Raw genomic sequence first — 26,102 nt, forward strand, 5'->3', positions numbered from 1 at the left:
ACAGCTTTTAAGAATGATTTCACGGCGTTTCGAAAAAGAATACTCCACCTTGTTCGGCTCCAGCTTGGTTAATGAGCCAGACGAAGATTAGGAAACCTTCTGTGGTTTTTTAAAGCCGATCCGTTGCAGTTGTTTTTCTAATGCGTTTTGAGTGAAGGGCTTAGCTAAAAAACCGGATACATCGGCGCGAATAGCCAAGGTTAAATGTTCTTTATCTGCTTCACTGGTGACCATCAATACCGGTAAATCCAAAGTAAACGGGTTGCTTCTAACTTGTTTAAGTAGGCCAAGGCCGTCTAGCTTAGGCATGTTTATATCTGTGACAATCAAATCAAAAGGGTGGGCTTTGATCAGCTTTAACGCATGTATTCCATCTGCGGCTTCTTCCACTTCGTCAAAGCCAAAGTCGCGTAACATATGATGCAGTATATGCCGTAAACACATAGTGTCGTCTACCACTAATGCTCTCATTCTTGCCTCGCAAATTCGTTAATTAATGATGCCTGCCTGACTCTTGCTCGAGGGAGCGCCTGTATGTGGGAGCTGCAGTAATGCAGCGATAGATTCAAAGACGCTGATTCGCGGAATAAATTCCGCTCCCACTGGATTGTGTTTGTGGGAGCTGCAGTAATGCAGCGATATATTCAAAGGCAGCGATAGATTCAAAGACAAATCGCACCATGACTGGTGCTCCCACTGCTTCATCCTTTATTGATATTAGTATGATTTAGTAGCGTGTATTTAATTTTTTACTAAGCACTCATGATCACGGGGTAATGATGGATAGGGTGAGACTTAATACTGACCTTGTGGCCATAAATCTGAGCTATGTTTGCCGTGCTGATCACCGTGTTTGGCGAGCCATCGAGTGCTAGCTTGCCGCCTTGCATCAGTAACAGGCGGTCGGCATATTGAGCGGCTAAATTCAGGTCGTGTAACACCATAAGCACGCTCATGCCTTTTTGACTCATTTGCCGACATAGGCTCAATACCTTATGTTGCTGAGCCAAGTCTAGAGCGGATGTAGGCTCATCAAGAAGCAAGATGCCATGTTGGTTAGCGCAGCTTAGCTGGGTTAGCACCCTAGCTAGATGTACGCGCTGTTTTTCACCGCCAGATAAACTGGGGTAAGCGCGATCAGCTAGATGCAGCACATCGGTCGCGGCCATGTTTTCTTGCGTTAAATACTGAACTTCTGACTGCTTGAGTGGCAATGACAAGCCTCCCAAGGCGACCACTTCGCGCGCGCTAAAGGCAAAGCTGAGCTGGCTTGACTGGGGCAAAATGGCCATATGTTGTGCCAGTAAATGATCCGGCCAAATATCCCTAGGTTGGCCAAAGATGCGAATATTGTGGCCCCCTTGGCTTAGTTCGCCGCTAATCAGCTTGAGCAGGCTACTTTTGCCCGCGCCATTGGGGCCGAGGATGACAGTTAATTCCCCTGCCTTCAGGCTAAAGCTGACTTGGTCAACTAAGGTTTGCTTCGCTGTGGTATAGCTTAAATCGCTGACTTGCAGGGGCGATGCGCTTGGGGTGTGTAGCGCGGCAAAGTTAAGCTTGGTGTCGTAGGAGGAGGTGAATAAATTCAACATTACATTCTGCCTCGCTGCTGAAATAACAGAGCAATAAAAAAGGGTGCCCCTGCTAAGGCGGTGATGATGCCAACGGGCAGCTCGGCTGGGCTGACTAAGGTGCGAGATAGGGTGTCGGCAATCAGCAGTAATAAGCCTCCCAGCAAAGCAGATAGAGGAATTAACAGGTTATGATTCGGTCCAACTAAAAGGCGGCCTAAATGGGGAATGATCAAGCCAACAAAGCCGATCATGCCGCACAAGGAAACGCTGATGCCGACCCCTGCCGCACAGAGTAAAATCAGACGACGTTTTAACGCTTCCACGCCTATGCCCATGTGACGCGCTTCGGCTTCGCCCAGTAAAAACGCATTGAGCTTATTGGCATCGTGTTGCAAGTAATACAGCAACACGGCTAAGGTTGACCACGCCAAAGCGATATTGGCCCAAGTGGTATGAGCGACCGAGCCCATCGACCACAAGGCGAGATCGCGCAGCGCTTGATCGTCGGCATAAAAGTTAAGCAATCCCAAGGCTGCGCCAGCTAGTGCGCTGATCGCCACACCCGCAAGCAGCATGATGGCAACCGACGTGCCATGTTGACTGGTGCCCAGTTGATACACCAAAAGCGTGACGAGACTGCCGCCAATAAAGGCAAAGATAGGCACTGTGCCTAAGGTCAGCAATAAAGGATAAAACTCCGCCATAGGCGCAAACACCACGATGGCGAGCGCCGCACCTAAGGCTGCACCGCCCGACACGCCAATAATGCCGGGGTCAGCGAGGGGATTACGAAACAGCCCCTGCATCACCGCGCCGCACATGGCCAAAATAGCCCCTATGGCCAAGCACAATAGCACCCGAGGAATGCGCACTTGCTGGATCACTAAGCTGATATGGGGCGCTACCTCTTGATTGAAGATGGCGCGCCAAGCTTGCTCGATGGAAATAGGCATTGGGCCGATAAAAATGGAGCCGACCGCCATGACGGCCAACACAAGCGCAACGGGAACAAAGACGGTGCGAGGTTGATAACGTACCACCTGCATCATTAGTCTCCGTAGACCAAGTTATGCAGTCGCTGCGCTTCATGCAGGCTGCTAATGCCGAGTTCACCGATTAAGCTGGTGCCTTCGATGCTAAAGATGCGCTGCTTTTGTCCGGCGGGCGTGACCGCTAACATGGGATGAGCCGTTAATAAGGCCTCAACGCCACCTATCTGTTGCAAACTGCGCTGGCTGACCAAGATAACATCGGGCGCCATGGTTAGCAGGGCTTCACTTGACGCGGGTTTGTAGGAATCGATTTGCGCGGCGGCAGGGTTGGTTGCCCCCATGAGCTCAATAATAGTATCCACAGGGGTATTACTCCCTGCCAAGCTGAGTGGGCTGCCGTCACGCAACAAGATAAACACCACTTTTTGTTGCTGCTGGAGGGCAGGCTGCTGACGTTGTAATTGACTAGCAAGGTTGTCTATTTTGGCCATTAAACGGGTTGCTTGGCTGGTGTGCCCGGTTTGCTGCGCCACTTGCTCTATGCGCATCTTGAGATCGTCGATCTGATTACCTGGATGCAAAACCGTCACCTCAACATCTGCTTGGCGAAGTAATTGCAGCGTGGTATCTGGCCCTGCTTCTTGGCTGGCGATCAGCGTGGTTGGGGTGAGAGCCAGTAATCCTTCGGTGGTTAGCTGACGGTGATAGCCCACATTGGGCAGGGTGCCATTGTGCCATTTGTGACTGGTGACATCGGTTGCCACTAACTGCTGCTGCGCGCCGAGGGCATAAATGATTTCGGTGATGCTGGCACCGGCACTGATAATGCGATTGGTGGCAGCATTGCTAGGAATATTGCTAGAAGCTGTGCTTTGAGCCTGCGCTTCCTGCGCTAAAGCTGTAAGTGGCACTGTGGTGGCTGTCCAAGTCAAAGCGAACAATAATAAGGTTAATCCGCGCATCAATACGTCCTCGAGCGATAAAGTCGGCAAATGATAGATTTAAATGCAATTGATATCAATTATCATTTGCGATAAATTAACGCAAAAGTTCGGTTAACGTGCGAGCTTAAAATTTTTTAGGGGTTTAATCGTGTATCCAGTTTATTCACAGTCCGGTATCTCACCGAGTTTGATCGAGCAAGTGGCAAGCCTGCTACAACAGCAACCCGGCTTACATCCAGCGGGCATGGCCGAGCAGCTCAATATTAGCGAAGGGGAAGTGGTGCTGGCGCTGCCGAGCGAGATGGTGACAGCCATCAAAGGTGAGGCCGCCGAAGCCATTTTACAAACCTTAAGTGAATGGGGCCCGGTCACCACCATAGTGCACAATCAGGGCTCGATCTTTGAGGTGAAAGCCCGTTTTCCCAAAGGTAAAACCGCCCACGGTTATTACAACCTGATGGGGCGAGATGGCGAGCTTCATGGCCACTTAAAGCTCACTGAAGTGGCGTATATCGCCTTGGTCAGTAAGCCCTTTAATGGCAAAGAAAGTCATTTTATCGGCTTTTTCAGTGCCAGCGGTCAGGGCATCTTTAAGGTGTATTTAGGTCGTGACAACAAGCGCCAACTAATCCCTGAACAAGTCGAAAAATTTCAACACCTAAAGCAGTTACAGGTAGCAGCAGTATGAACCAAACACTTGAACATGAAGTAAAACAGCAGCGTTTACAAGGCCGTTTAGGGCCCGAAATCGCCGAGTTTCGCCAGCAATGCCAAACCTTACAGTTGGCAACGGTGGACGAAGCGGGCCAGCCCAATGTCAGCTATGCGCCGTTTGTGATGCACGATAAGGCCTATTACATCCTAATCAGCCAGATAGCGCGCCACGCCCGTAATCTATTGGCACAGCCAAAGGTGTCTTTGATGCTGGTTGAAGATGAAGCCCAAGCCAAAAGTATTTTCGCCCGTAAACGCCTAACCTTTGATGCCAGCGTGCAAACCGTCGCGCGCGATACCGAGCAATGGCAACAAGTGATTGCCTTGCTCACCGAGCGCTTTGGCGAAATCGTCATTGGCTTGAGCGACTTGGAAGACTTTGTGTTATTCCAGTTAACACCGCAACAGGGGTTATTTGTGAAGGGGTTTGGTCAAGCATTCCAAGTATCTGGCGAAGACTTAGTTGATTTTGTTCACTTAACCGAAGGACATAAGCCGATTGCTAAAGATTAGCCCTGTGGCAGCAGCAGTCTTGTGGGAGCCGCAGTAATGCGGCGATGAATATGCAAAACACCATGTTCTTTACAGCCTAATCGCTGCATGACTGTAGCTCCTACCAAGTAGCCACGAGCAGAGCCTACTGAGGTGTATTCATATCGGCTCGTGGCGGTTTAATCTAGCTATGGCTAGGGTAAAACTAATTCAACTCCTGATAACGCAACACCAAATTGGCACTCGCTTGGCTGCCATCCACGCCGTAGTTACTGACCACTTGCACCTTAAATAAACGCGGGTTATCCGCATCGTTTGTTTCATCTTTGATTAGATAGGTGGTGAAGGTTGGCCACATCTTATGTTGGCCTTTCACGCTGTATTCCAGCGGGCCGTAGCTGCCGGGTTTGCTTAAGATACCTTCGGCGCGATCGCCAAAGTACTTATAAACTTGGTTGGTGTCCGTTGGGTCGGTTACGGCAGCAATGTTGGCAACCCTGATGGCGCCCACGCCGGCTTTACCGGTTCCAGATGCGCCGCTATTAACTTGTAGCGGGTAGTCACGACCGCTGACCTTAACGCTCAGGTCCCAGCTTTGGTCTGCGGTGGTAAGGCTGTTACTTTCTAAATCCCAGTAAGCCGTCGCGGTTGAAAAGTCGAGCTCTGGCGAATCCACGGCCGGGCTAAATTGTTTCGCATTGGCATCCCAGTGCTCTACGCTCAGCACAAGCTTGCGGCTAGGGGCTTGACCAAAGGCCACGGTGACTTGTTTGACGCTAACGCGCGCGTAGTGGTCGCCACTGGCAGAACGAATAATCCAGCCGTTGCCATCTTTTGCTGAATAAACCGGCGCACCTTGGCTGTAATCAGCATTAAGCCAGTCGGCAGTTTTTATTTGGGTGATCAAGCTGTCGCTAACAAACTCGCTACAGGCCGTTTTGGTGACCGCGCTAAAGTCGGCTTCGGTACTGGTTTGGGTCAGTTGTTCAAATTCTGCGGCGACTGCGTTACCTTGCTCATCAAACAAGTTACTGTATTGATGAGCAATACAGCCAGATACTTTACCGTTGCCAGACAGGCCGCCATTGAGTTTAAAGCCAACGTATTTTTGATACCCTAGATGCCAGCTGGAGTCGGTTACGGTGGCGCCCGATAACAGATCTAATTGAGCCGGCTGGCTGGCATCGGTGGCGTCGAGTTCAGCAAGGCTAAATGGCGGCGCAGGCGTTGGTTCTGGTGTTGGCTCAACGCTTGGCGCAGGGGTAGGCGTTACCGCATTATCGCTGTCTTTTGCGTCACTGCCACCTGAGCCGCCGCCACAGGCGCTGAGTAATACTGAGCTGATGGCAAGGGCGAGTAGTTTATATTTATGTTGCATCGTGTGTTTTCCTTTCCTAATAAAATCAGTTATGTCAGCCTTCAAGGCGGAATCCTAAGTAGATAAAGCGGCCCGTTTCGGGACGAAAGTCCATGCCGTTACTGGGGGTGTCGCGCACTGTGTCGGTGAGGTTGTCGACACCTAAAAACAGCTTGGTTTGCGGGGTAACTTGGTAGTTCACCTTGAAATCAAAGGTGGCGTAATCGGGTGACTGACGCTGGTTGTCGCCATCTAAATATTCCTTGGTTTGATAGTTACCGTACAAAGATAAATCTGTGTTTAGGGCGGCGAGGTGATAGTTCACCTTGGCCTTGACTAAGTGGGCTGGACGCCTTGGCAAGGTGTTGCCTGTGGTCTTGTCTTCACTGTTTAAATAGCTGTATGAAAGGTTGGTTTGCCAGTCTGTATGCCATTGGTAGCTTGCACTGAGATCGACCCCTTGGGTCATGGCCTTGTTGACGTTGTGGTATTTAAAAATACTGAGCGCCGCTGCATTTGAGGCCTGCTCATCATAAGTGGTATCAATCAGGTTTTTGATTTCATTATGGAATAAGTTGATGTCTAGATTTAGGTCGCTACTGGGTTGCAGTTGGGCACCCAGTTGTAGACTCAAGGACGTTTCCGGCACTAAATCGGGATTACCTATGATCATGTAGCCCAGCGCGCTGTGGTCAAACACATAATGGCGCTCTTTTAAGGTGGGCACGCGATAACCGGCGCCGACACCGGCGCGAATCTTAGCGTTGAGATCGGCAAGGGCGGTGGGGCTATACATCAGGTTAAATTTGGGCGCGCCATGAAAACCAAAATCGGAATCGTGTTGCAGCCGAATACCGGGCAACAGCTCCCATTGTTCGTTTAAGAAGTAGTCGTCTTGCAGATACAGCTCGATATTGTCGCGTTGTTTGCGACCGCCTAATTCGCTAGAAGTATCTGGTGAGCCATTATTGCTGCGCTTGACTTGCTGCTGGCTGAGTTCGCTGCGATACGCCACCACCCCCAACGTGAGCAGGTGCTGGTCAAAGTAGTCACTGTCGAGTTGTAGCTCGAGTTTGTCAAACTTGCTCAGGCTGCTGCGGCTTTGATCGACCACGGGCGTGACTAAAGTATCTTGCGAGGTGTTATCTTCAAATTGCTCGTGCATATACCAAGTCGATAGCGCTAAATGGCTCGTCAGGGGCTGGCTATAAGCAACGAGGATGTTTTTGCGGGTGGCTTGCTCGGCTTTGACCTTTTTAAGCTTGCCGATGCCGGGCACAAAGGTGCCAAAGTTTTTGTAAATATCTTCGTGGTACCAACTGGGCTTTACCTTGATCAAGCCGCCATTATTCAAGTGATAACCCAGCTCGAGAGAAACATTGGTTTTATCGCCGGCATCGCCTTCAAAGTCCCAGTCGGATAAATCCAAATCACTGCCGCCCTTGTGGCGTACATCGGCCATCAGCTGGCCATACCAAGTATCGCTACTGTGGCTAAGCACGACATTGGCGTGCTGATCGTTAAATAGCGCCGAGCTGACATTGTGCTGGCTGCCATAGCTGCCACCATCTAGGGTGAGCTGATAATGCGTGCCTGCTTTTGGTTGGCGGGTAATAATGTTGACCACGCCGCCCATGGCTTCACTGCCATACAGGGCTGATACCGCACCTTTAACGATTTCGATATGTTTGACATCGGCGACTGCAATTTGGGTTAAATCCACGCTTGAGCCCGTTGAGGCGGTGACGGGAAGGCCGTCGATAAGAATTAATACCCGATCGGCATTGATACCTTGCAGCCAAACCTCTTGGCCGCTTTTACCGTGGATCGGTTTGAGCATCAGGCCGGGCACATGCTTTAAGCCTTCGGCGAGATCTCGGGCGTGGGTATTGGCGAGCTCTTGAGCAGTGACAATTTCGGTGCGCACCGGCACGTCGAGCAGGTTTTTCTCGGTTTTGGTACCGGTTATCACCATGACTTCATCGGCATGAGCCGAGTAACAACACAGGCAAAGTAGGCCAGATAGCCAATTGGATTTAATTCGATTTATCATGTTTTGTTAACTTTTTGCGAAGACTTAGCTGCAATAAAGTTAAATTGTAATGATAAGGATTATCATTTGCAATAGTTAAGAGTGACCTAGCTGGTGGTCATAATGTTTGCTTTATGTTTTTTATCTTGCGCATAATGAGCCAAAAGAAGTGCTTAGGGGATGTGAATGGCGGTAAACAAGGTGGCAGTTTTAGGTGAGTGCATGGTGGAGTTGCAGCGCCAAGGTGAACTATATCGACCTAATTTTGGTGGTGACACCTTAAATACGGCCGTCTATTTTTCGCGCTTAACCGCTGATAAGGGGGTTTCCACTGCTTATTTAACCGGCTTAGGGCAAGATGATTTTAGTGAACAAATGTTAGCCGCATGGCAACAAGAGCAAATTGAGACTCAATATGTTTGGCGTAGCGCGACCAAGTTACCCGGTTTATACACCATCACCACAGATGGACTGGGAGAGCGCAGCTTTCATTATTGGCGCAGTGATGCTGCGGCGCGTTATTGGCTACGCGAGCACACTTGTGCTTCTTTAGTGGCCTTGTTGCAACAATTTGACTGGTTGTACTTAAGTGGCGTCAGTTTGGCTATTTTACCCGAAGATTCGCGCACATTATTGTTCACGGCCTTAGAGCAAGTGAAACAGCAAGGAATAAAAATCGCCTTTGATAATAACTATCGCCCTGCGCTTTGGGCCGATCAAGCACAAGCGCAAGCTTGTTATCGACAAATGCTGGCACTCACAGATCTAGCTTTTTTAACCTTTGATGACGAGCAGTTATTGTGGGGAGACGTTGACGAGCAAACAGCGATTTCTCGCACTCAACAGGCGGGAGTGGTCGAAATCGTCATTAAGCGTGGGGCGCTGCCGTGTTACATCGTCACTGCAGACTCGCGTTATGAAGTCGGCGCGGAAAAAGTAGCAAAAATAGTCGACACCACAGCAGCGGGCGATTCATTTAGCGCTGGCTATTTGTCAACGCGCCTACTGGGGGCGAGCCCAGAGCATGCTGCTCAAACCGGGCACAGTTTGGCCGCCACCGTGATCCAATATCCAGGTGCGATAATTGCGCGCCAAGCCATGGCACATTTAAGCTAATTAAAGAAACTAATGAGATTGAAAATATGACATCGATTAATCAACGCCTAAAACAAATTCAAGTTGTCCCTGTGATTGCCATTAATGACGCAAATAAGGCCGTTAAGTTAGCGCAAGTGCTGGTAGAAAATGGCCTGCCTTGTGCTGAGATCACCTTTCGCACCGACGCTGCCGCCGAATCGATTCGCCTAATGCGCGAAGCCTACCCAGATATGTTGATAGGTGCGGGCACGGTATTAACCACGGCTCAGGTTGATGCGGCCATTGATGCGGGCGTGGATTTTATTGTTAGCCCAGGTTTTAACCCCATCACAGTGACTTATTGTCAGCAGCGTGGGGTAACTATCGTACCGGGCGTTAATAATCCCAGCTTAGTTGAGCAAGCCATGGCCATGGGGCTAGATACCTTGAAATTTTTCCCAGCCGAGCCGTCAGGCGGTATTGCTATGCTAAAAGCCCTATGTGCTGTGTATCCGGTGCAATTTATGCCTACGGGTGGCATTAGCCCTGCCAATGTAAAAGACTATTTGGCTGTGCCCAAGGTGCTTGCCTGTGGTGGGACGTGGATGATTCCCAATGACTTATTAGACAATGAGCGCTGGGATGAGCTGGCTGAACTGATTGCTGAGGTAAGCAGTATCATTAGCTAATTGGTTCCTCTTGTGGGAGCCGCAGTAATGCGGCGATAAAGGCTAAACCTAATAGATAAATCGCACCATGACTGGTGCTCCTACTGGGGTGACCTAAAGCTGATTAATCAATTCATAATACTCCTGCAGCACGGATAAGGCCTTAATGGTCGCGAGGATTAACCCCCAAGTGATTAGACTTGTGACTAAGGTAATCAACACCTTATAGCGCGGTGCTAGGGTGGGATGAAACCAAATCATAGGTAGGGCCAAGGGGCCGATAGATAGCAAGCACACGATGATCACGGCTTTTTGAACATACCAAGGCTGAGCTGCTTGGTGCGGTGGCGCCGAGGTCGCTTCCTGCGGGGTCAAGAATTCACCGCAGTGTTTGCATTTAATCGCAGCGTCTAAAATGGGCTCGGCGCAAAATGGGCAATTTTTCATCGTCTTATGCCTATTTATCTTCACGTTCAGGGGGATTGCTTTGGTCGACAAAAATCAACTCATCAACAGCAAAACCGAGTGCCTGTGCTTGCTTGATAAACTCTTGTTTAACGGCATCACTGACGTTGGGTGTGCGGGCAAGCAGCCATAAATAGTCGTGGTTATAGCTAGCGACAAAGGAATATTGATAATCGGTTTGGTCTAGGCCAAACACCACGTAAGAGCCATAGAAGGGGCCAAAAAACGACACCTTCAAATGGCCTTGGTTATCGCCATTCACAAAATAAGCCTTACCTTCGGCTTGTTGCCACTCTTGTTTGTTAGCGTCATAACCTTGATTCACAACCCGAATTCCACCGTCGTCGCGCATCGAATAAGTGGCGGTGACGTGGCTTAAGTCGCGCTCAAAACTGTGGTCAAGTCGCGCTATTTCATACCAAGTGCCTAGATAACGTGCACTATCAAAGGGGGTTACTGGAGCCATGCCATCGGGGATGCCAGTACAGGCAGCAAGCACGAAAGCAAAGCACCCTAAGATACTTTTTTGCCAAGTCATCATGATATTCCCTTCATAGTCAGTTGGTTGATGTTGAGCTTGAATACCAGATTAACACCCATTCACACGATCACCAACTCGGTCTGTTTACCCCTTAGTAGCGTGTGCACAGAGCGTTCAATCATATCTATTAGTCAGAGGTTAACGCTTGAAATACAAGTTCAATGTGTCCCAGCTATACTTATTTTTGAACGGCACACAAGGGCGCACAATGAACCAGTTAGATTTGCAGAATTTTGAGATAAATCAGCTTCTTGAGTCAATCTATTTTCGTTATGGCTATGATTTTCGAAACTATGCGCGCGCTTCGTTGGAGCGTAAAGTTATCAAAAGGGTGGCGTTATCAGGGCTTTCAAGTGTCACTGAAATGAATCAAAAGGTGCTATACGAGCCTGAGTTTTTCAACCTGTTTCTCAAAGACATGTCGGTCACTGTGACGGAAATGTTTCGTGACCCTTATGTCTTTAAAAAAATTCGTCAGCAGGTTTGTTCGCACCTTAAAACCTATTCCAGAATCAATATTTGGCATGCTGGGTGTGCCACCGGGGAAGAGGCTTATTCGATAGCCGTGTTATTGGCAGAAGAAGACTTGCTCAAACGCAGCCGGATCTATGCCACAGACTACAATAACCACTCCCTTGAGATCGCGAAAAAGGGCAGTTATGCAATAGATAAGATAGCTCCTTATGCTCAAAACTACCTCGAAGCAGGTGGGCAAACTTGCTTGAGTGATTACTATCAAGTACATCAACAAACGATTTCGTTCCACTCATCGCTGCAAGATCACATCACTTTTGCCAATCATAATTTAATGAAAGATCAGGTTTTTGCCCAAATGCATCTAATTATGTGTCGTAACGTTTTGATTTATTTCAATAATGCACTACAGGAACGAGTGGTAGGTTTATTTAAAGACAGCTTAGTGCATCGGGGCTTTTTAGTGTTAGGAGAAAAGGAAAGTTTAGAATTTAACGCTCATGGTAAGGCGTTCGAAGAGTTTGGTAAGAATGAACGCATTTATAGAAAAAAAAGCGACCTATAAAGCCTTAGTGGTAGGTGTGTCTGCGGGAGGGTTAAAAGCGCTCTGCAGCATTTTGCCGAAATTGCCAGTTGGCTTTCCTGTGAGTGTGATTGTGGTGCAACATCGCAAACACATGGCAGGAGATTACTTAATTGAGTATTTGGCTAAGCGCTGTCAGCTGGCGGTGCAACTTGCACTTCCAAGTCAACCCATAACGCCTGGCTCTATCTATATTGCACCTACGGGTTACCATTTGTTGGTTGAGCGTAATGCGACTTTTAGCTTGAGTATTGACGCGCGGGTCAACTATTCGATTCCTGCCATCGATGTGCTGTTTGAATCGGCAGCTATCTGTTATCAACACCAACTTATCGGTTTGATTCTAACTGGAGCAAATCATGATGGTAGTCTAGGTTTAAAGACAGTTAAGAAATACCATGGTTTAACCTTAGTGCAGTCTCCCGATTCAGCTGAATACCCAGAAATGCCAGACGCGGCTATTGCGGCAACTCAGGTTGATCATATTTTGCCGTTGTCACAGATAGCCAGCTTTTTAACGCGTTTGCTAATGGGAGATGACCATGGATAGCCCTCCTTGCAAGATTCTTATTGTGGATGATGAACCCAATAATCACCGTGTTTATGAGCGGATTTTAGAGTCCCTCGATATTGAGTTTGTTAATGCACTTTCAGGCCAACAGGCATTGGCCGTCGCCCACCGTCACCAATTTTTTTTGATTTTGATGGATGTGCAAATGCCTGAGATGGACGGCTTTGAAACCGCTTCTTTGTTACTTAATCATCCGAAAACATCGCATATTCCTATTATTTTTATTACCGCCTTTGCCCGTGATGAAAGTTTTGAGTTTAAAGGCTATGCCAGCGGTGCGGTTGATTACTTAGTCAAACCCATCAACGATAGTATTTTAAAAAGTAAAGTCAGCGTGTTTTTAGAACTGCACCTAGACAAGGAACGGATCGAGAGTGCATTTGAGGTCCAAAAACAGGCGCAAAATGAATTACGTCAGCACAAAGTGATGCTTGAGCAGATGGTGAAGGAAAGAACCAAAGATTTACAAAACTCCCTGTCTGATTTATTGAGTGCGCAAGAGCAGTTAGTTGAAACAGAAAAAATGGCATCCTTAGGTCGATTGGTGGCGGGGGTGGCTCATGAACTCAATACCCCGATTGGGGTTTGTGTTACCGCAGCCTCACACCTAGAAGGCACCGTCAAGGGAGTACACAGCGATATTCAAGCTGGGCGCATAGGAAAAAACAAGTTAAACAATTTTATCGATTCAACTAGCCAATTATCTTCGATTTTACAATCCAATTTAGAGCGGGCAGCGACCCTGATAGGTAACTTTAAGTTGGTTGCAGTAGATATCAGCAGTGAGCAAAATCGAGTAATTAGCGTCGTTGATTATTTGAATAGTACGATTTCAAGCTTGCATCCGGCCGTTAAAAACACACAAGTAGATATCTCGGTTAGTGGCGACCCCAGCATTAAAATAGACACTTGCCCCGGCAACCTCTCTCAAGTTGTCACCAATTTGATCATGAACTCGCTATTGCATGCATTTACTGACGAGATGCTGGGTATCATAAACATTGTAGTTGCGCGGGATGATGAGCATCTCATCATTCGCTTTTCTGATAATGGCGTCGGTATAGAGCGTGAGTCACTCAAAGTAATATTTGAACCTTTTTTTACTACTAAACGTGGTTCGGGTGGCAGTGGGTTAGGATTGAGCATTGTCTATAACGTGGTCAATAAGAACCTTGGTGGGAACATACGTTGTGAAAGTGAGGTGGGGGTGGGAACCACTTTTATCATCTCGTTGCCATTGTCGTTGATTGCTGACTAATTACGTTGAATAAATCTGCATACCACTGATTGTTAGGTAATTATTTTGATGAAAGCTGAATTTTATTGGGGTTTAGCATATGAATCTGACCATAGGTAAGAAGATCGCCGCTGCTTTTGGTTCAATTTTGGCCATGGTAGTGGTGATGGGGGGCGTAATCTATTACTTAAACTCCAATATATACTCGGCCTCGCGCTATATTCAGACGGATGATGTGCCCGGCGCGATACTTTATTTGCAGTTATTGGATGAAATGGGCGACATGGATCGTAATGTTGCTGAATATATGAATGGGGAAGAACGGCGAAGAGATGGTTTTAAGTATAATTTTCATGAGTTTACTGGTTTTTTGGCAGAGCTAAAGCCGCTCGAAAGTGACACCGAAGAAAATAGAAATCAAATGGCGACGGTTGAGCGGCTTATCAACCAGTATGTGAAAGAGGTTAACCAGCAAGTCTTTGAAAAATATCAACCAGAGAATGAAAGGTGGGCTATTCAGACGGTCGAAGAGCTACAGCGTAAGCAAGGCTCACAATTAGAGCAATTATTGGATTCACTGAAAGAGCAGGAAATAGCAGAAGCCTTGCAAAGTACCAGCATAGAGCAAACGGTACAGGATGATTTACCGGGGGTTAGGTATTACCTTGAATTGATTGATGCGGCAGGCGATATGTTAGCTGCATTACATGACTATGTGGCAGGTGAGTCAGGTAAAGAAAGTGATTTTGCATCATATGCAAAAGATTTTACTCATTACTTTGACTTGCTTGAACCCTTAGAGCAAAGACCTGCAGAGATCAGAGAGCTGGTCACGATCAATGGCTATTATACCGATATCGTAAACACTGCAGAAAAAGTGTTTGCGCAATATCGCCCAGAAAACAAAAAGCATGCGCTAGTGGTTTTAGACGAGCTTGAATCCACTATTCTCAATGAGTTAGAGGCCTTGATAGATCGCTCCGCATTAGAAGAACAGGCTGATGCAAACCTAGCTTTAGATACCTTAGCGAACACCCTTTCACAGGTTAATTTCACTATTATCTCCTTAACCATGGCGGTGTTGATTTTTGGTGTGGCCATTAGTTATTGGATCACGAGTAGCATTTTACGTTCGGTGGGTGGTGAGCCGAGAGTGATAGAGGGGTTAGCTAATGAAGTGGCTGCCGGCAACGTGGATATGGCGTTCGATGATGAAGGCAAAGTCTCTTATGGTATTTATGATGCTCTGAAAAAAATGATCATGGCGCTAAAAATAAAAATTAACGCGACCGAAAAAATAGCCGAAGGGGATTTAAACGCAGAGATCCAATTGGCTTCTGACAAAGACAAGTTGGGTGTGGCACTCAACAAGATGCAACTCAATTTTAAAGGCATGGTGGAAAAAGCTAATGCTTTTGCCATGGGGGATTATGCCAGTCAAATTACCCCGCGCTCTAAACAAGATGAGCTAGGTATCGCGCTATCCCACATGATGCAGCAAGTGACAGATCGCAATGAACAAGTAGAAGCGCAAAACTGGCTCAAAAGCCAAGTGGTAAAAATAGGCTCGCTTGCTCAAGGTGCGAATGATGTGGTGGCGTTGGCGCAAGCTGTCATCGCGGAATTAGCCACCATTCTTCAAGCTGGTCATGGCGTGTTTTATCTGCGTGATGAAAATGCTAAAGAGCAAGACGAGTACCGTTTGTTAGCAAGTTATGCCTATGTGGAGCGCAAGAATGTTGCTAATCGGTTTATGTTAGGGGAAGGAATTGTTGGTCAATGTGCTCTAGAAAGGAACACCATCATATTGACCAATGTACCTGATGACTACATCAAGGTCAGCTCTGGCTTAGGTCAGGAAAAGCCAAACACCATCATTGCTTTGCCTGTTGTATTTGAAGATAAGTGCCTTGGTGTGATTGAGTTGGCGAGTTTCAGCCGATTTAGCGAGCTCCAGCTTGAGTTTTTGCATCAAACCATGATCAATCTCGGTGTGACCATAAACAGTTTAATGGGACGTAAACGCATTGTTGAGCTATTGCAGCAATCACAAAGTCAAACCGAAGAATTACAAAGTCAGACCGAAGAGCTGCAAAGTCAATCTGAAGAGCTGAGAGCCACCAATGAAGAGCTCGAACAAAAAGCGCAATTGCTCAATCAGCAGTCCAGTGAGCTAAAAGGTGCCAATGCCGATTTAGAGCAAAAAACCCAAGCGCTGGAAGTTAAACAGCGTGATATTGAAATTAAAAATCAGCAAATTGAAGAAAAAGCGAAGGAGCTGGCAACGGCCAGCAAATATAAGTCTGAATTTTTGGCGAACATGTCCCATGAATTGAGAACGCCACTGAATAGCTTGCTGTTATTGGCTAAAGGTTTAGCGAAAAATAAACACGGCAATTTAACGCCGGTTCAAGTCGAAGATGCGAAGGTCATTTTTGATGGTGGCAACAGCTTATTAACTCTGATTAATGACATTATGGACTTGTCTAAGGTCGAAGCCGGTAAGTTGACCATACACAGCGAAGAAATCATGCTCTCGCATCTGACCAGCAACTTGGAAAGAATGTTTAAGCCTGTCGCTCAAGAGCGAAACTTGGCTTTTGTGATAGACATTGAATCTGGCTTACCCACTAGATTTTGTAGTGACAACCTTAGGGTTGAGCAGATTTTGCGAAATCTGTTATCCAATGCAATGAAGTTTACTCCTCATGGAGAAGTGAAGCTGTCGATTCATCGGGCGGATGCAAATACTCACTTTTTACACAGTGACATGAAGGTGGAAGACTGCATCGCGTTTTCGGTTATTGATACTGGGATCGGCATTCCAGAGGCGAAACAAAACGCCATTTTTGAAGCTTTCCAGCAAGAAGATGGCACCACCAGTCGTAAGTACGGTGGCACAGGGCTTGGGCTAACCATAGCTCGCGAATTGAGCCGGTTGCTGGGAGGCGAAATTCACCTGAAAAGTGAACAAGGCAACGGCAGTACTTTTACCTTGTATTTACCTGCATTAACTACGCCGATACCAGCAGAACAGAGTGCATCATTAGCGGCGGCTACGCCCGAGAGTCCAAGTTCGACTTCCCAATGGTTTAGCGATGATAGGCATATCATTACTGCTGATGATAAGTGTTTACTGATTGTTGAAAATGACAATGAGCTAATCATGAGTATTCAAGCCACTGCAAACCAAAACCAGTACAAATGTATTATTACTCATAGTGCCCTAAGCGTGCTGCAACTGGCGATTGAGTATCAACCCGTAGGCATCATTTTAGATGCCGATTTAGAGGAGCTGAACGCACGGCAGGTCATTAGCCAGCTTAAAACGAATCCCCAATCGCGCCACATCCCAGTGCAAGTGATCGCCAGTCAAGATAAAGACAAATTATCCTTATTGGCCATCGGCGCCATTGGTTTTGATAGCAAGCCGGTCTCTAATGATCAGTTAGTTGCCATGTTTGCCCACATGGCCAGAGTGAGTGGATCTAGTATGAGGAATGTGTTGCTGATTGAAGATGATAAAAGTAACCAAAAAGCCACGGCGCAATTGCTAGAAAGTGAAAACTTGAAGATAGATACGGCTAGCACAGGGGGGGATGGCCTAAAACGGATGCAACAAAACCAGTATGATGCGGTGATCTTAGACCTTGGCCTACCGGATATGTCCGGCTTTGAGCTATTAAATCAATTGGGCGAAAGTGGCAGCGGCAATATTACCCCCATTATCATCTATACCGGAAGAGAGATTAGTAAAGAAGAGCAAAAGCAACTGGATCAGTATTCTTCTTCGATTGTGCTAAAAGGAGCCGATTCGGCTGAAAGACTGGAAGATGATCTGAAGCTGTTCTTGCACCAAGCAGAAACCGACAAGGAAGCGGAAATTAGCTTGCTCCACAATGAGGCTGAGTTACTAGAAGGGCGCAAGGTGCTACTGGTTGATGACGATATGCGTAACAGTTATGCCTTATCGAAAATGCTGATCGAGATTGGCGTCAATGTAGAGCTTGCCGAAAACGGTCAAGAAGCCATTAACCTGTTAGAGCAAGTTACAGATTTTGAATTGATATTAATGGATACCATGATGCCGGTGATGGATGGCAATAAAGCCACCGAATTGATCCGGCAGATGGAGCATTATAAAAAAGTGCCTATCATAGCCCTAACCGCGAAAACCATGCCAGAAGACAAAGAAAAGTCACTTGCATCTGGAGCGTCGGAATACTTAACCAAGCCGGTGGACTTCGATAACTTGGTTTCTATTATGCGGATCTGGTTATATGACAAGGCTCACGGCGGCCACTAATTCTAGCCATTCAGGCGCACTCTGCCAGTCACTGCAGGTGCGCGTTGTATTAGATAAGGTGATGATACACCATAAAAAAGGCCAAGCCTAAGGCGATGGTTAATAGCAGATTGCGAGTGACAAGGGCGATCACAAACGCCACCACACCGGCAACCAGGTAACTATTTTGCCAACTAATATCTACGCTGCCTTGGGGTAAGACTAAGCTAGGCAGTATGATCGCCGTTAATACTGTCGGGGGGACATAGGCTAATGCCCGCTGCAGCGGCTTGGGTAGCTGCATCTTACCGGCCACGGCAAACATGATAAAACGGATAGCAAAGGTCACGGCAAACATGCCAAGGATAAGAATAAGTTCTTGGTTAGACATCATGCTTTCACCTCGCCTTGGGCGCTAGGATAACGCCGTGATAGCCAATAACCAACACCGATACCTGCGAGCGCCGCGATGATTAACCCCATTTTATTGGGCAAGTGTGCACACGCGAGTGACATACCCGCCGCCACGACCACGGCGCCTATCATGGCGCGGCTGTTTAAATAAGGCACGACCATGCCAATAAAAGTGACCGACATGGCGAAGTCGAGCCCCCATTGTTCCACGTTGGGAATGGCATTACCTAATATCAGCCCTATGATGGTACACAGTACCCAATTGCCGTACATGGCGGTCATAGAGCCAAAATAAAACCAGTGTGCTTTGTTGATATCTTGCTGCTGATAGCGGCGGCTGACGGCGGCAAAGGTTTCATCGGTCAGACCAAAGGCCATCAGGGCGCGCATCACTAAAGGTAAGTGTTTTACCTGCTCGACCATGGCAGTGGCATAAAGTAGGTGGCGCAGATTCACCACTAAGGTGGTGAAAATAATCACGCTTGGGCTGGCACCTGCGGCGAGCAAGCCTAAGGCAATAAATTGGGCCGCACCTGCATAGACAAACAAGGACATCGCCAGCGTGGCGGCAATGGAAAGGCCACTGCTTGGTGCTAAGGTGCCAAATAAGATGCCAAAGGGTATGGCTCCCAAGATCAGCGGTAGGGTAGCGATCACGCCGGCACTGAATTCCTTGCTGGTGGGCGACTGGGTCATCGAGATGGCGGTCATGTTATCGCTCCTAGATCTAAGGTCATATAGCGGTCTGCTCTTGGGTAACGGGATTGGCCCTCGGGGTGGGGCCGACATTGGAAGCCCAAGTGTTGATATAAGGTCATGGCGTTGGCTAAGCCGCTATTGGTCTCTAAATACAGCCCGGCTTTGTTGAGTTGCTTGGCTTTATTAATGGCTTTGAGCATTAATTGGCGGCCAATGCCGCGACCTTGGAATTCAGGCTCAACCGCCATCTTTGATACTTCCATCTGCTGGCCCGCTTCTTTTAACGCCAAGGTGCCCACCACTTGAGAGCCAATGCGCGCAAAAAAGATATAGCCGCCTGTCGCTAGGTAGTATTGCTCAGGTGAAAACAGGGCTTGTTGGTCAATGTCGGTGAGCTCGCCATTAAAATACTGCTCAAGCCACGCTAGATTCAAGCGAGTAAAATCTGCCTTGTATTGACTTTGCCATTGCTCCAACACTAATTCCTTGGGGGTGGATTGCAGCTCCCCCAACACCCGCTGAGTCAGGCTTAGCTGCTGCAAGTGGTGTTCAAATTCTTCAATGGCGGCGAGCAGAGGGTGTTGCTGCTGCGCCATTATCTGCTCTACATGCCACTGAATTTGCTGCCAAATGGGCTCTGCTTGTTGGCTGATGGCGGTGGCTTTGTCGGTGAAAGCCAATACCGATACCCGTTGATCATCTGGGCTGGATTGTTTACTAAGCAAGCCAGCTTGGATCATTTTTTTGGTTATCTTGCTGATAGCGGGATGACTGACTGCTAAGCGTGTTGCGGCTTGAGTGACGCTGACGGGGCCCTGTTTAGCTATCAGCATAAATAATGGGAAAAAGCTTGGGTGTAGGTCAATGCCTTGCTGTTGATAGATGGCTTCCACTTGTTGCATTAACAAGTCTGATAAACGTTTAGTTCGACTGCCTAGGGATAAGCTACCTAAGGTTTTTAAATAATCCATTATTTCCGTTTTTATTTACGTAACTGGTTACGCAAATCCTATTGGCTTTTACTAAATGAGTCAACACCCGTGACGAATTATGAAAAAAGTCTCGATATTAGAGTGGTTTAATCTATTTCTCTGGGGTTGCTTTGAAATTCCAGACTAAACTTATTAAAAGAGTAACAGATAACCTTATTAGCCCCTTTGGAAAAGGTTTGCTGTCGCAAGGAGTCGCCTATGTCAGATCCAGCTAATCAAGTACCCGCATTGCTGTGTGTAGACGAGGCCGGCGAAGCATTCCTTGAGGACAACAATAAGCCGACCATTTTGTGTTTGGGCGAGCCGCAGCAGATATATTCAGCGCGCTTTCGCGTGCAAGTGGTGGTGAATATGGCGGCGTTTTATGATGCTCTTGGCGAGCTCTCGCTGGTGGCTATTTTGCTCTGTCAACATGGCGCAGATGAAGCGCTCCCTGTGATCCGTCAGCATTCCAATTCGGCACTTAAATTGGTTTTTTCCAACTTGCCGTGCCGCTTTCCTTTGGATGGTCGCTTACCCGATGAAGCCGCCTTGATTGCAGCTTTAACCGCATGGCAGCAGGCGTATCAAAGTTTCCCTGAGCTGGAAAAAATGCAAAACCCACAAGATCATTTACTGGCTTATTTGGCCTTGCGTGGTGAGCAATTATTACAGCCTGAGCGAGATTTGGCCTCAGCGTTCAGTTATCGCTATCCCCTGATCGAGTTGTTTGACTTAGGCGACAGCCTGTTCTTTTTGCGCCAAGCCGTGCGTGATGAACTGCTTGCGCCTGTGAGTTTAATCGACCGCGTTCGCCAGTGTACTCATTGCAGTCATAACACGCTGAACTATATAGATTTGTGTCCGCAGTGCAGCAGTATTGATATTAAACAGCAGTCGGCGATACATTGTTTTACTTGCGGCCATGTGGGTGAGCAACAAACCTTTATGGAGGGTGGACGCTTGGTTTGCCCTAATTGTTCAACTGCCTTACGCCATATTGGTACAGATTATGATCGGCCTTTAGAGAATATGGAATGTAACCATTGCGGGGCCTTTTTCATTGAGGCTAAGGTGGTGGCGCGTTGTTTACATTGTGATCATGAAAACGACCCCAGTGATTTAAATATCGCTCAGATCCAATCTTTCAAAATCACGGATAAGACCAAGTTCAGATTAAGAGTCGCTTCAGATGAGCGCTTTAGTTTGGATTTAGGTGAACAAGTATCTCGCGATTACTTACATTGGTTAGTGGATTGGCAAGTGGGCCTGAGTCGACGCCATCAAATTGAGTTTGCCTTATTATGCTTAAGCTTCAATCGTGTAGAGCAAGCGGTTGAGCAATTAGGTGCCGCTCAGGTGTATCGCATAATCAGCCAATTAGGTGCGCAAATCAAAGACAGCTTACGGGTAACGGATGTGATCTGTCAGTACCAAGACCACAGTTACCTCCTTTTGTTACCTAATCTACCTTTTGATCATTTGACGGTGGTGCAGCAAAAAATGCAGCAGCTGTCTTCTTTAGTGCAAGGTACGGATGCGTTAGCCATGGCCGTGTCATCGTTCCATGCGCCAACCGAGCTGCAAGAGGGGGATAATGCCGACTTTTTGTTGACGCGGCTATTGTCTGAGGTATCCGGTGATGCTTGATACCTTCAATGCCCTTTGGGGGTTTTTAAGTCAAATTTGGTTAAGCGCGTTCATTGATGGTCAGCGCACGGCTTTTCTGTTACCGGCGTTTATTTTTCTTGAGCTGTCTTTGTTGTTGGTGGTGGTGTTTGGTGTGCTCAATTGGTATCGCCATCGTCAGGCTTTCTTGCGAGCGCCCAGCACTTATTCGCCAAGGGTTTCGGTGATCATTACCTGTTATGGCGAGGGGCGAGACATAGAAAAAACCATTTTGAGTTTTGCCGAGCAAATTTACGCGGGCCACATTGAAATCATTGCGGTGATCGATGGTGCCAAGCAAAATTTGCACACCTATCAAGCGGCCATGGGATGCCGTCGATGGTTTATTCAAGCCAATCGTAATCAAATTAGGCGCTACCCCAATCGCAGTTACCGCGTATTACCAAAATGGCAGCGCGGTGGGCGCGTTTCGACGTTAAATGCGGGACTGCATGTGAGTCGGGGTGACATCATCATGAATGCAGATGGCGATACCTCGTTTGATAACCAAACTGTGGCCTTAATGGTGAAGCACTTTCAGGATCCCAATGTGCCTGCTGTGGCAGGAGCATTAAAGGTACGCAATCAAGGGGAGAGCTGGGTAACACGGCTGCAAACCTTAGAATACATGATGTCGATTCAATGTGCTAAAACGGGGCTAGCACGTTGGAATATGGTGAATAATATTTCGGGGGCATTTGGCGCTTTTCGCTGCGACTTTTTGCGAAAAATAGGTGGCTGGAATACCCATACCGCCGAAGATTTAGATTTAACCATGCGGATCAAAGCGTATTTTGGTCGCCACCCGCATTTATATATTCCGTTTGAGCCCCATGCCATCGGTTTTACCGATGTACCTGACACCTTTAAGTCTTTTCGCCAGCAGCGTTTACGTTGGGACGGTGACTTGCTGTTTTTATACTTGCGTAAGCATAAGCAAAGCTTTCGATTGCGGTTGTTGGGATTAAAAAACTTCCTTTTTACTGTGATTTACGGGGTGTTGCAGGAAGTGATCCTGCCGTTTTTGATTTTTCTCTTTACCATTTGGTTGTTTGTAATTTATCCCGCGGCTTATGTATGGGGCGTGTTGTTGTTTGTTTATTTTCTTTATCTAGGCCAAGCCATGCTGTTGCTTGCTCTGTATTACTTCTTGATTTCCGAGCGGCGTGAACAAGAGCTGTGGATTTTTCTTTGGTCGCCGGTTTATCCCTTGTTTGCCTTCTTTCGCAAGATCTGGTCGATGATAGCGGCGCTTTATGAACTACTGGCTCGCGGTCACGAGGAAACCAGTATGGCGCCCTGGTGGGTAATAAAGAGAGGAAATAAGTTCTAAGTTTCATAAAGTAGGGAAGAAGTGAAGTATGGCACTCTTCTTTAGCGGGTCATCAAGCGTGGAAATAAGTTCTGATCGATATTGGGGTTTTGGATCCCCCCAGTATGGCACTCTTCTTTAGCGGGTCATCAAACGTGGAAATAAGTTCTAAGTTTCATAAAGTAGGGAAGAAGCAAAGTATGGCACTCTTCTTTAGCGGGTCATCAAGCGAGGAAATAAGTTCTAAGCTCTGTGGAGGCAGCTGTTTTGTGGGAGCTGCAGTCATGCAGCGATAACTTTTGGCATTGCTGTATTAATGTGAAGATTGAATAAGGCAACAGAGCGGAGCAACAGGGGGGCAAGATGGACATTAAGTTTTCAGTTCCAAAACAACGTCAGCCTGATGTGGACAATGGCGTCAAGGTTATCTATGCCTCTGATAAGCGTAAGGTTTTTAGGTTGCGTTGGTATGCTATCTTGTTGGTGGTGATCAGCCCTGTGGTGTTTATGCTGTACCAATTGGCTAATGACACCATCATAGTGAAAGCTAAGGGGTTGCTTAATACCGATGCGGCAATCTTATATTCCAGTGATAGAGCGATTGTTGAGCGGATTTTAGTGCAGCCGGGGCAGCCAGTGGTGGCGGGGCAGCCTTTGATCCAGCTATCCAGCGAAAGTCTAACAGGTCAGCAAGCCTTGTTAGCCACTGAGCTGGCCAGCTTACATAATCGGCAACAAAACCGCAGCTCGGTGCTGTTAAGAAGCTTGGAAAAAGCATTGGCTGCGGCGAAGGAGGGGTTGTCCGATCAAGGGGCGACGCTGGCCAAATATAACGCGCTACGCCGCGAAGGGGTATTAAACGAAGCGGAAATGGCGGAAATTCGTAACCAATATACTCAAGCTCGGATACTGGTTCATGATCGCCAGTATGCGCTGGATAATGCCAAGCGCGAATTTTATAACGAATCCATCACCGGCCCCATTGCCAATTTGATGCGTGACCTTAACCAACAAATCAACTTGTTGCAGTTACAGCAAGCGGCGTTAAACCTACAAGCGCCTCGCGCGGCGACCGTGCATCATGTGTTTGTAAAGCAAGGTGACATTGTTACCAATACCTCGCCATTAGTGCTCCTAAGTCAGCCTAAAAATCAGCAGGTTATCAGTTACTTACCGGCTAAATTCCTTGATTATTCCCATATCGGCCAAGCCGTGACCATTATCTTGCCCAATGGAAAAACAGTGGCCGGTCAGGTCAGTGCGCCCACCGTGATGGCGGCGATGATCCCCGATAGCTTGAGCACCGCATTTCAACGGGATAATGCTGCCCTTGAAGTCACCATTAAACCTGAGCGTTTAATCGATGCACAAATCGAAAACCTGCCGGTGACGGTGCGCTTTCACTTTCAAGGGACGAGTCAAGGTGAGTGGCTAGGGCGCGTTGAAAGTTGGTGGCAACGTTGGTGGAATTTACTGTGGAGTTAGGCGCATTTAAGATCTTCCCCTTGGTTCGCTTCGTATAAGACAACAGCAACGGCCAAAGGAGAAGATTGAATGAAACATCGAGCAGCCACATTATTTACCGCGCTTTGGCTTGCACTTATTATCGCCAGCCCCGTCAGCGCCTCACCCTTACAAGGTTTAAAGCAGGTAGGCAGTGGCTCCATGGATTGGTTATTTTTTACCTTGTACGATGCCACTTTATACAGCCCGACAGGGCGTTACCAAGCACAGCAATATCCCGTTGCGCTGCAAATCAAGTATCACAAAAACATTGATCGTGACGATCTTGTCAGTGCGACCCAAGATCAGTGGCAGCACCTTGGTCTTAACCATCCTGAGCAATCAAAGTGGCTAGCACAATTATCCCAGCTTTGGCCTGATGTTAAAGATGGAGATGTGCTCACTTTTGTGGCCAGTTCACCCAGTGAGGGCCAATTTTTCTTCAACAATCGCTTGCTGGGTCAAATTGAAGGGGGCGACTTCGCCAATGCCTTTATTGCCATCTGGTTATCTGAACAAACGAGCCGCCCCGACTTGCGTCAACAACTGATAGGAGCCCTCTAAATGCGTATTTTTGCCTTGCTATTGACCAGCTTGCTCCTGTTTGCCTGCAGCAGCCAGCAGCTCAGTGATTACGATAACAAACAACCTCAACTCGACTTGCAGCAGTTTTTCACTGGTGAATTAGAAGCCGCTGGTGTGGTGATTGATCGCTCCGGTGTGGTTACCCGCACTTTTACCGTTGAGTTACTGGGCACCTGGCAAGATAACCAAGGGGTGTTAGAAGAATGGTTTGTGTTTGATGATGGTGAAAAAACCACACGCACTTGGCGCATTACCGATCTGGGTAATGGTCAATACACAGGCACCGCAGGAGACATTATCGGCACCGCTCAAGGCCGCAGTAACGGCAATGCGCTGCATTGGGTTTATGATTTGGTGTTAACGGTTGACGGCACCGAATACGAGGTAAAATTTGATGACTGGATGTATCAGGTATCCGAGCGAGAAATCATCAATCGCAGCAAGATAGTGAAATGGGGCTTTGAAGTGGGTGAGGTGATCTTGTCTATTCGCAAGCTAGACCCTAAGCCTAGCTTGCAACCCTCAGTAATGAATGACAATTAACGAAGCGAAAGTAACAACGCCTCTAAATGCTCGGCGGTGGTGACCCCTAGGTCGGTCAGGTAACCGCCGTCATCGCGACTGATTAAGCCTTTGTCGAAGAGTCGTTTGGCTGCCGCTGCCAGTTCGGGAGCGCAGTCACTGTGAATTTTAATGCCCTGTTCGTGGTTGTCGGTATTAAAACAAGAGAGGATCTTTAAGTCGTTTACTAATTCAGCGGAAATGATGTCAGCGCCTTTCATATGTCTTCCTCAATAGGCTATAAGTTGTAGTCACAGTAAACAGTTTAGGCAGATAAAACGCTGTGCTACGTCAAAAATTACCAATAAGCTGTAACTATTCACAATTATTCTCGATCACATTTGCTTTTACTGCATAGCTTTTATAGTTTGATTATCAGCACT

25 protein-coding genes are annotated in these 26,102 nt (G+C 47.5%); 13 read left to right on the plus strand and 12 right to left on the minus strand.

All coding sequences use genetic code 11. From position 1 onward, the window contains the following. Positions 1 to 87: 87 nt before the first annotated feature. The 4 genes from K6Y21_RS17885 to K6Y21_RS17900 form a co-directional block, all read right to left on the minus strand. Positions 88 to 471, minus strand: coding sequence for a response regulator (locus tag K6Y21_RS17885; RefSeq protein WP_233073246.1), 384 nt, complete (start codon positions 469 to 471; stop codon positions 88 to 90). Positions 472 to 752: 281 nt separating this feature from the next. Then, on the minus strand, positions 753 to 1,592 hold the full coding sequence (locus tag K6Y21_RS17890; protein WP_233073247.1) for a heme ABC transporter ATP-binding protein: 840 nt from the start codon (positions 1,590 to 1,592) through the stop codon (positions 753 to 755). Next, entirely contained in the window at positions 1,592 to 2,620 is a 1,029-nt protein-coding gene (locus K6Y21_RS17895) for a FecCD family ABC transporter permease (RefSeq protein WP_233073297.1), read from the minus strand. Before K6Y21_RS17895 ends, K6Y21_RS17890 begins: the two co-directional genes overlap by 1 nt. Before the next feature lie 2 nt (positions 2,621 to 2,622). After that, on the minus strand, positions 2,623 to 3,528 hold the full coding sequence (locus K6Y21_RS17900; RefSeq protein ID WP_233073248.1) for a heme/hemin ABC transporter substrate-binding protein: 906 nt from the start codon (positions 3,526 to 3,528) through the stop codon (positions 2,623 to 2,625). Positions 3,529 to 3,658: 130 nt separating this feature from the next. Here K6Y21_RS17900 and hutX point away from each other — a divergent pair, with 130 nt between their 5' ends. Both hutX and hutZ read left to right on the plus strand, forming a co-directional pair. After that, positions 3,659 to 4,198 carry a heme utilization cystosolic carrier protein HutX gene (gene hutX / locus K6Y21_RS17905; RefSeq protein WP_233073249.1) on the plus strand — a complete coding sequence of 180 codons (540 nt, stop codon included), beginning with the start codon at positions 3,659 to 3,661 and terminating at the stop codon, positions 4,196 to 4,198. After that, the gene (gene hutZ / locus K6Y21_RS17910) at positions 4,195 to 4,737 is read left to right on the plus strand and encodes a heme utilization protein HutZ (protein ID WP_233073250.1); all 543 of its coding nucleotides are present in this window, start codon (positions 4,195 to 4,197) and stop codon (positions 4,735 to 4,737) included. Before hutX ends, hutZ begins: the two co-directional genes overlap by 4 nt. A 184-nt stretch (positions 4,738 to 4,921) precedes the next feature. Here the strand turns inward: hutZ and K6Y21_RS17915 are convergent, their stop codons facing one another. Together K6Y21_RS17915 and K6Y21_RS17920 are read right to left on the minus strand one after the other, a co-directional pair. Next, complete coding sequence (locus tag K6Y21_RS17915) at positions 4,922 to 6,094, minus strand: HmuY family protein (protein WP_233073251.1); 1,173 nt, start codon at positions 6,092 to 6,094, stop codon at positions 4,922 to 4,924. A gap of 34 nt (positions 6,095 to 6,128) precedes the next feature. Further along, positions 6,129 to 8,126, minus strand: a complete 1,998-nt coding sequence (locus K6Y21_RS17920) for a TonB-dependent receptor plug domain-containing protein (RefSeq protein WP_233073252.1) — start codon at positions 8,124 to 8,126, stop codon at positions 6,129 to 6,131. A 165-nt stretch (positions 8,127 to 8,291) separates the two neighbouring features. On the opposite strand from K6Y21_RS17920, the gene kdgK reads away from it, so the two are divergent. Next, entirely contained in the window at positions 8,292 to 9,221 is a 930-nt protein-coding gene (gene kdgK / locus K6Y21_RS17925; protein ID WP_233073253.1) for a 2-dehydro-3-deoxygluconokinase, read from the plus strand. Positions 9,222 to 9,247: 26 nt separating this feature from the next. Then, the gene (locus K6Y21_RS17930) at positions 9,248 to 9,871 is read left to right on the plus strand and encodes a bifunctional 4-hydroxy-2-oxoglutarate aldolase/2-dehydro-3-deoxy-phosphogluconate aldolase (protein WP_233073254.1); all 624 of its coding nucleotides are present in this window, start codon (positions 9,248 to 9,250) and stop codon (positions 9,869 to 9,871) included. A 93-nt stretch (positions 9,872 to 9,964) separates the two neighbouring features. On the opposite strand, the gene K6Y21_RS17935 is transcribed toward K6Y21_RS17930, so the two are convergent. Together K6Y21_RS17935 and K6Y21_RS17940 are read right to left on the minus strand one after the other, a co-directional pair. Then, complete coding sequence (locus K6Y21_RS17935) at positions 9,965 to 10,297, minus strand: hypothetical protein (RefSeq protein WP_233073255.1); 333 nt, start codon at positions 10,295 to 10,297, stop codon at positions 9,965 to 9,967. 10 nt (positions 10,298 to 10,307) lie between these two features. After that, positions 10,308 to 10,853, minus strand: coding sequence for a lipocalin family protein (locus K6Y21_RS17940; RefSeq protein ID WP_432758005.1), 546 nt, complete (start codon positions 10,851 to 10,853; stop codon positions 10,308 to 10,310). 148 nt (positions 10,854 to 11,001) lie between these two features. On the opposite strand from K6Y21_RS17940, the gene K6Y21_RS17945 reads away from it, so the two are divergent. The 4 genes from K6Y21_RS17945 (at position 11,002) to K6Y21_RS17960 (ending at position 18,027) form a co-directional block, all read left to right on the plus strand. Continuing rightward, positions 11,002 to 11,895 carry a CheR family methyltransferase gene (locus tag K6Y21_RS17945; protein ID WP_233073257.1) on the plus strand — a complete coding sequence of 298 codons (894 nt, stop codon included), beginning with the start codon at positions 11,002 to 11,004 and terminating at the stop codon, positions 11,893 to 11,895. Then, on the plus strand, positions 11,861 to 12,463 hold the full coding sequence (locus tag K6Y21_RS17950; protein ID WP_233073258.1) for a chemotaxis protein CheB: 603 nt from the start codon (positions 11,861 to 11,863) through the stop codon (positions 12,461 to 12,463). Before K6Y21_RS17945 ends, K6Y21_RS17950 begins: the two co-directional genes overlap by 35 nt. Continuing rightward, complete coding sequence (locus K6Y21_RS17955; protein WP_233073259.1) at positions 12,456 to 13,742, plus strand: hybrid sensor histidine kinase/response regulator; 1,287 nt, start codon at positions 12,456 to 12,458, stop codon at positions 13,740 to 13,742. The genes K6Y21_RS17950 and K6Y21_RS17955 overlap by 8 nt, the downstream gene beginning before the upstream one ends. A 79-nt stretch (positions 13,743 to 13,821) precedes the next feature. Next, the gene (locus tag K6Y21_RS17960; protein ID WP_233073260.1) at positions 13,822 to 18,027 is read left to right on the plus strand and encodes a response regulator; all 4,206 of its coding nucleotides are present in this window, start codon (positions 13,822 to 13,824) and stop codon (positions 18,025 to 18,027) included. A gap of 49 nt (positions 18,028 to 18,076) precedes the next feature. Here the strand turns inward: K6Y21_RS17960 and K6Y21_RS17965 are convergent, their stop codons facing one another. From K6Y21_RS17965 to K6Y21_RS17975, 3 genes are read right to left on the minus strand one after another with little or no spacing between them, the layout of a single operon-like run. Next, on the minus strand, positions 18,077 to 18,400 hold the full coding sequence (locus K6Y21_RS17965; RefSeq protein WP_233073261.1) for an AzlD domain-containing protein: 324 nt from the start codon (positions 18,398 to 18,400) through the stop codon (positions 18,077 to 18,079). Then, the gene (locus K6Y21_RS17970; RefSeq protein WP_233073262.1) at positions 18,397 to 19,131 is read right to left on the minus strand and encodes an AzlC family ABC transporter permease; all 735 of its coding nucleotides are present in this window, start codon (positions 19,129 to 19,131) and stop codon (positions 18,397 to 18,399) included. Before K6Y21_RS17970 ends, K6Y21_RS17965 begins: the two co-directional genes overlap by 4 nt. After that, a complete protein-coding gene (locus K6Y21_RS17975; protein ID WP_233073263.1) occupies positions 19,128 to 20,090 on the minus strand; it encodes a bifunctional helix-turn-helix transcriptional regulator/GNAT family N-acetyltransferase in 963 nt (320 codons plus the stop codon). The genes K6Y21_RS17970 and K6Y21_RS17975 overlap by 4 nt, the downstream gene beginning before the upstream one ends. A gap of 219 nt (positions 20,091 to 20,309) precedes the next feature. Here K6Y21_RS17975 and K6Y21_RS17980 point away from each other — a divergent pair, with 219 nt between their 5' ends. From K6Y21_RS17980 to K6Y21_RS18000, 5 genes are all read left to right on the plus strand, one after another. Continuing rightward, positions 20,310 to 21,740, plus strand: coding sequence for a TackOD1 domain-containing metal-binding protein (locus tag K6Y21_RS17980; RefSeq protein ID WP_233073264.1), 1,431 nt, complete (start codon positions 20,310 to 20,312; stop codon positions 21,738 to 21,740). After that, on the plus strand, positions 21,733 to 23,091 hold the full coding sequence (locus K6Y21_RS17985; RefSeq protein ID WP_233073265.1) for a glycosyltransferase family 2 protein: 1,359 nt from the start codon (positions 21,733 to 21,735) through the stop codon (positions 23,089 to 23,091). The genes K6Y21_RS17980 and K6Y21_RS17985 overlap by 8 nt, the downstream gene beginning before the upstream one ends. A 342-nt stretch (positions 23,092 to 23,433) precedes the next feature. After that, positions 23,434 to 24,555: an HlyD family secretion protein gene (locus tag K6Y21_RS17990; RefSeq protein ID WP_233073266.1), complete on the plus strand. Its 1,122-nt coding sequence runs from the start codon at positions 23,434 to 23,436 to the stop codon at positions 24,553 to 24,555. A gap of 69 nt (positions 24,556 to 24,624) precedes the next feature. Beyond that, positions 24,625 to 25,137, plus strand: a complete 513-nt coding sequence (locus tag K6Y21_RS17995) for a chalcone isomerase family protein (protein WP_233073267.1) — start codon at positions 24,625 to 24,627, stop codon at positions 25,135 to 25,137. After that, the gene (locus K6Y21_RS18000) at positions 25,138 to 25,701 is read left to right on the plus strand and encodes a DUF3833 domain-containing protein (RefSeq protein WP_233073268.1); all 564 of its coding nucleotides are present in this window, start codon (positions 25,138 to 25,140) and stop codon (positions 25,699 to 25,701) included. On the opposite strand, the gene K6Y21_RS18005 is transcribed toward K6Y21_RS18000, so the two are convergent. Further along, the gene (locus K6Y21_RS18005; protein ID WP_233073269.1) at positions 25,698 to 25,940 is read right to left on the minus strand and encodes a TIGR02647 family protein; all 243 of its coding nucleotides are present in this window, start codon (positions 25,938 to 25,940) and stop codon (positions 25,698 to 25,700) included. The two genes, K6Y21_RS18000 and K6Y21_RS18005, sit on opposite strands and share 4 nt — an antisense overlap. Positions 25,941 to 26,102: the final 162 nt, after the last annotated feature.

The sequence above is a fragment of the Motilimonas eburnea genome, from assembly GCF_021295345.1.
In the GTDB taxonomy this organism is placed as follows: domain Bacteria; phylum Pseudomonadota; class Gammaproteobacteria; order Enterobacterales; family CBDFNC01; genus Motilimonas; species Motilimonas eburnea.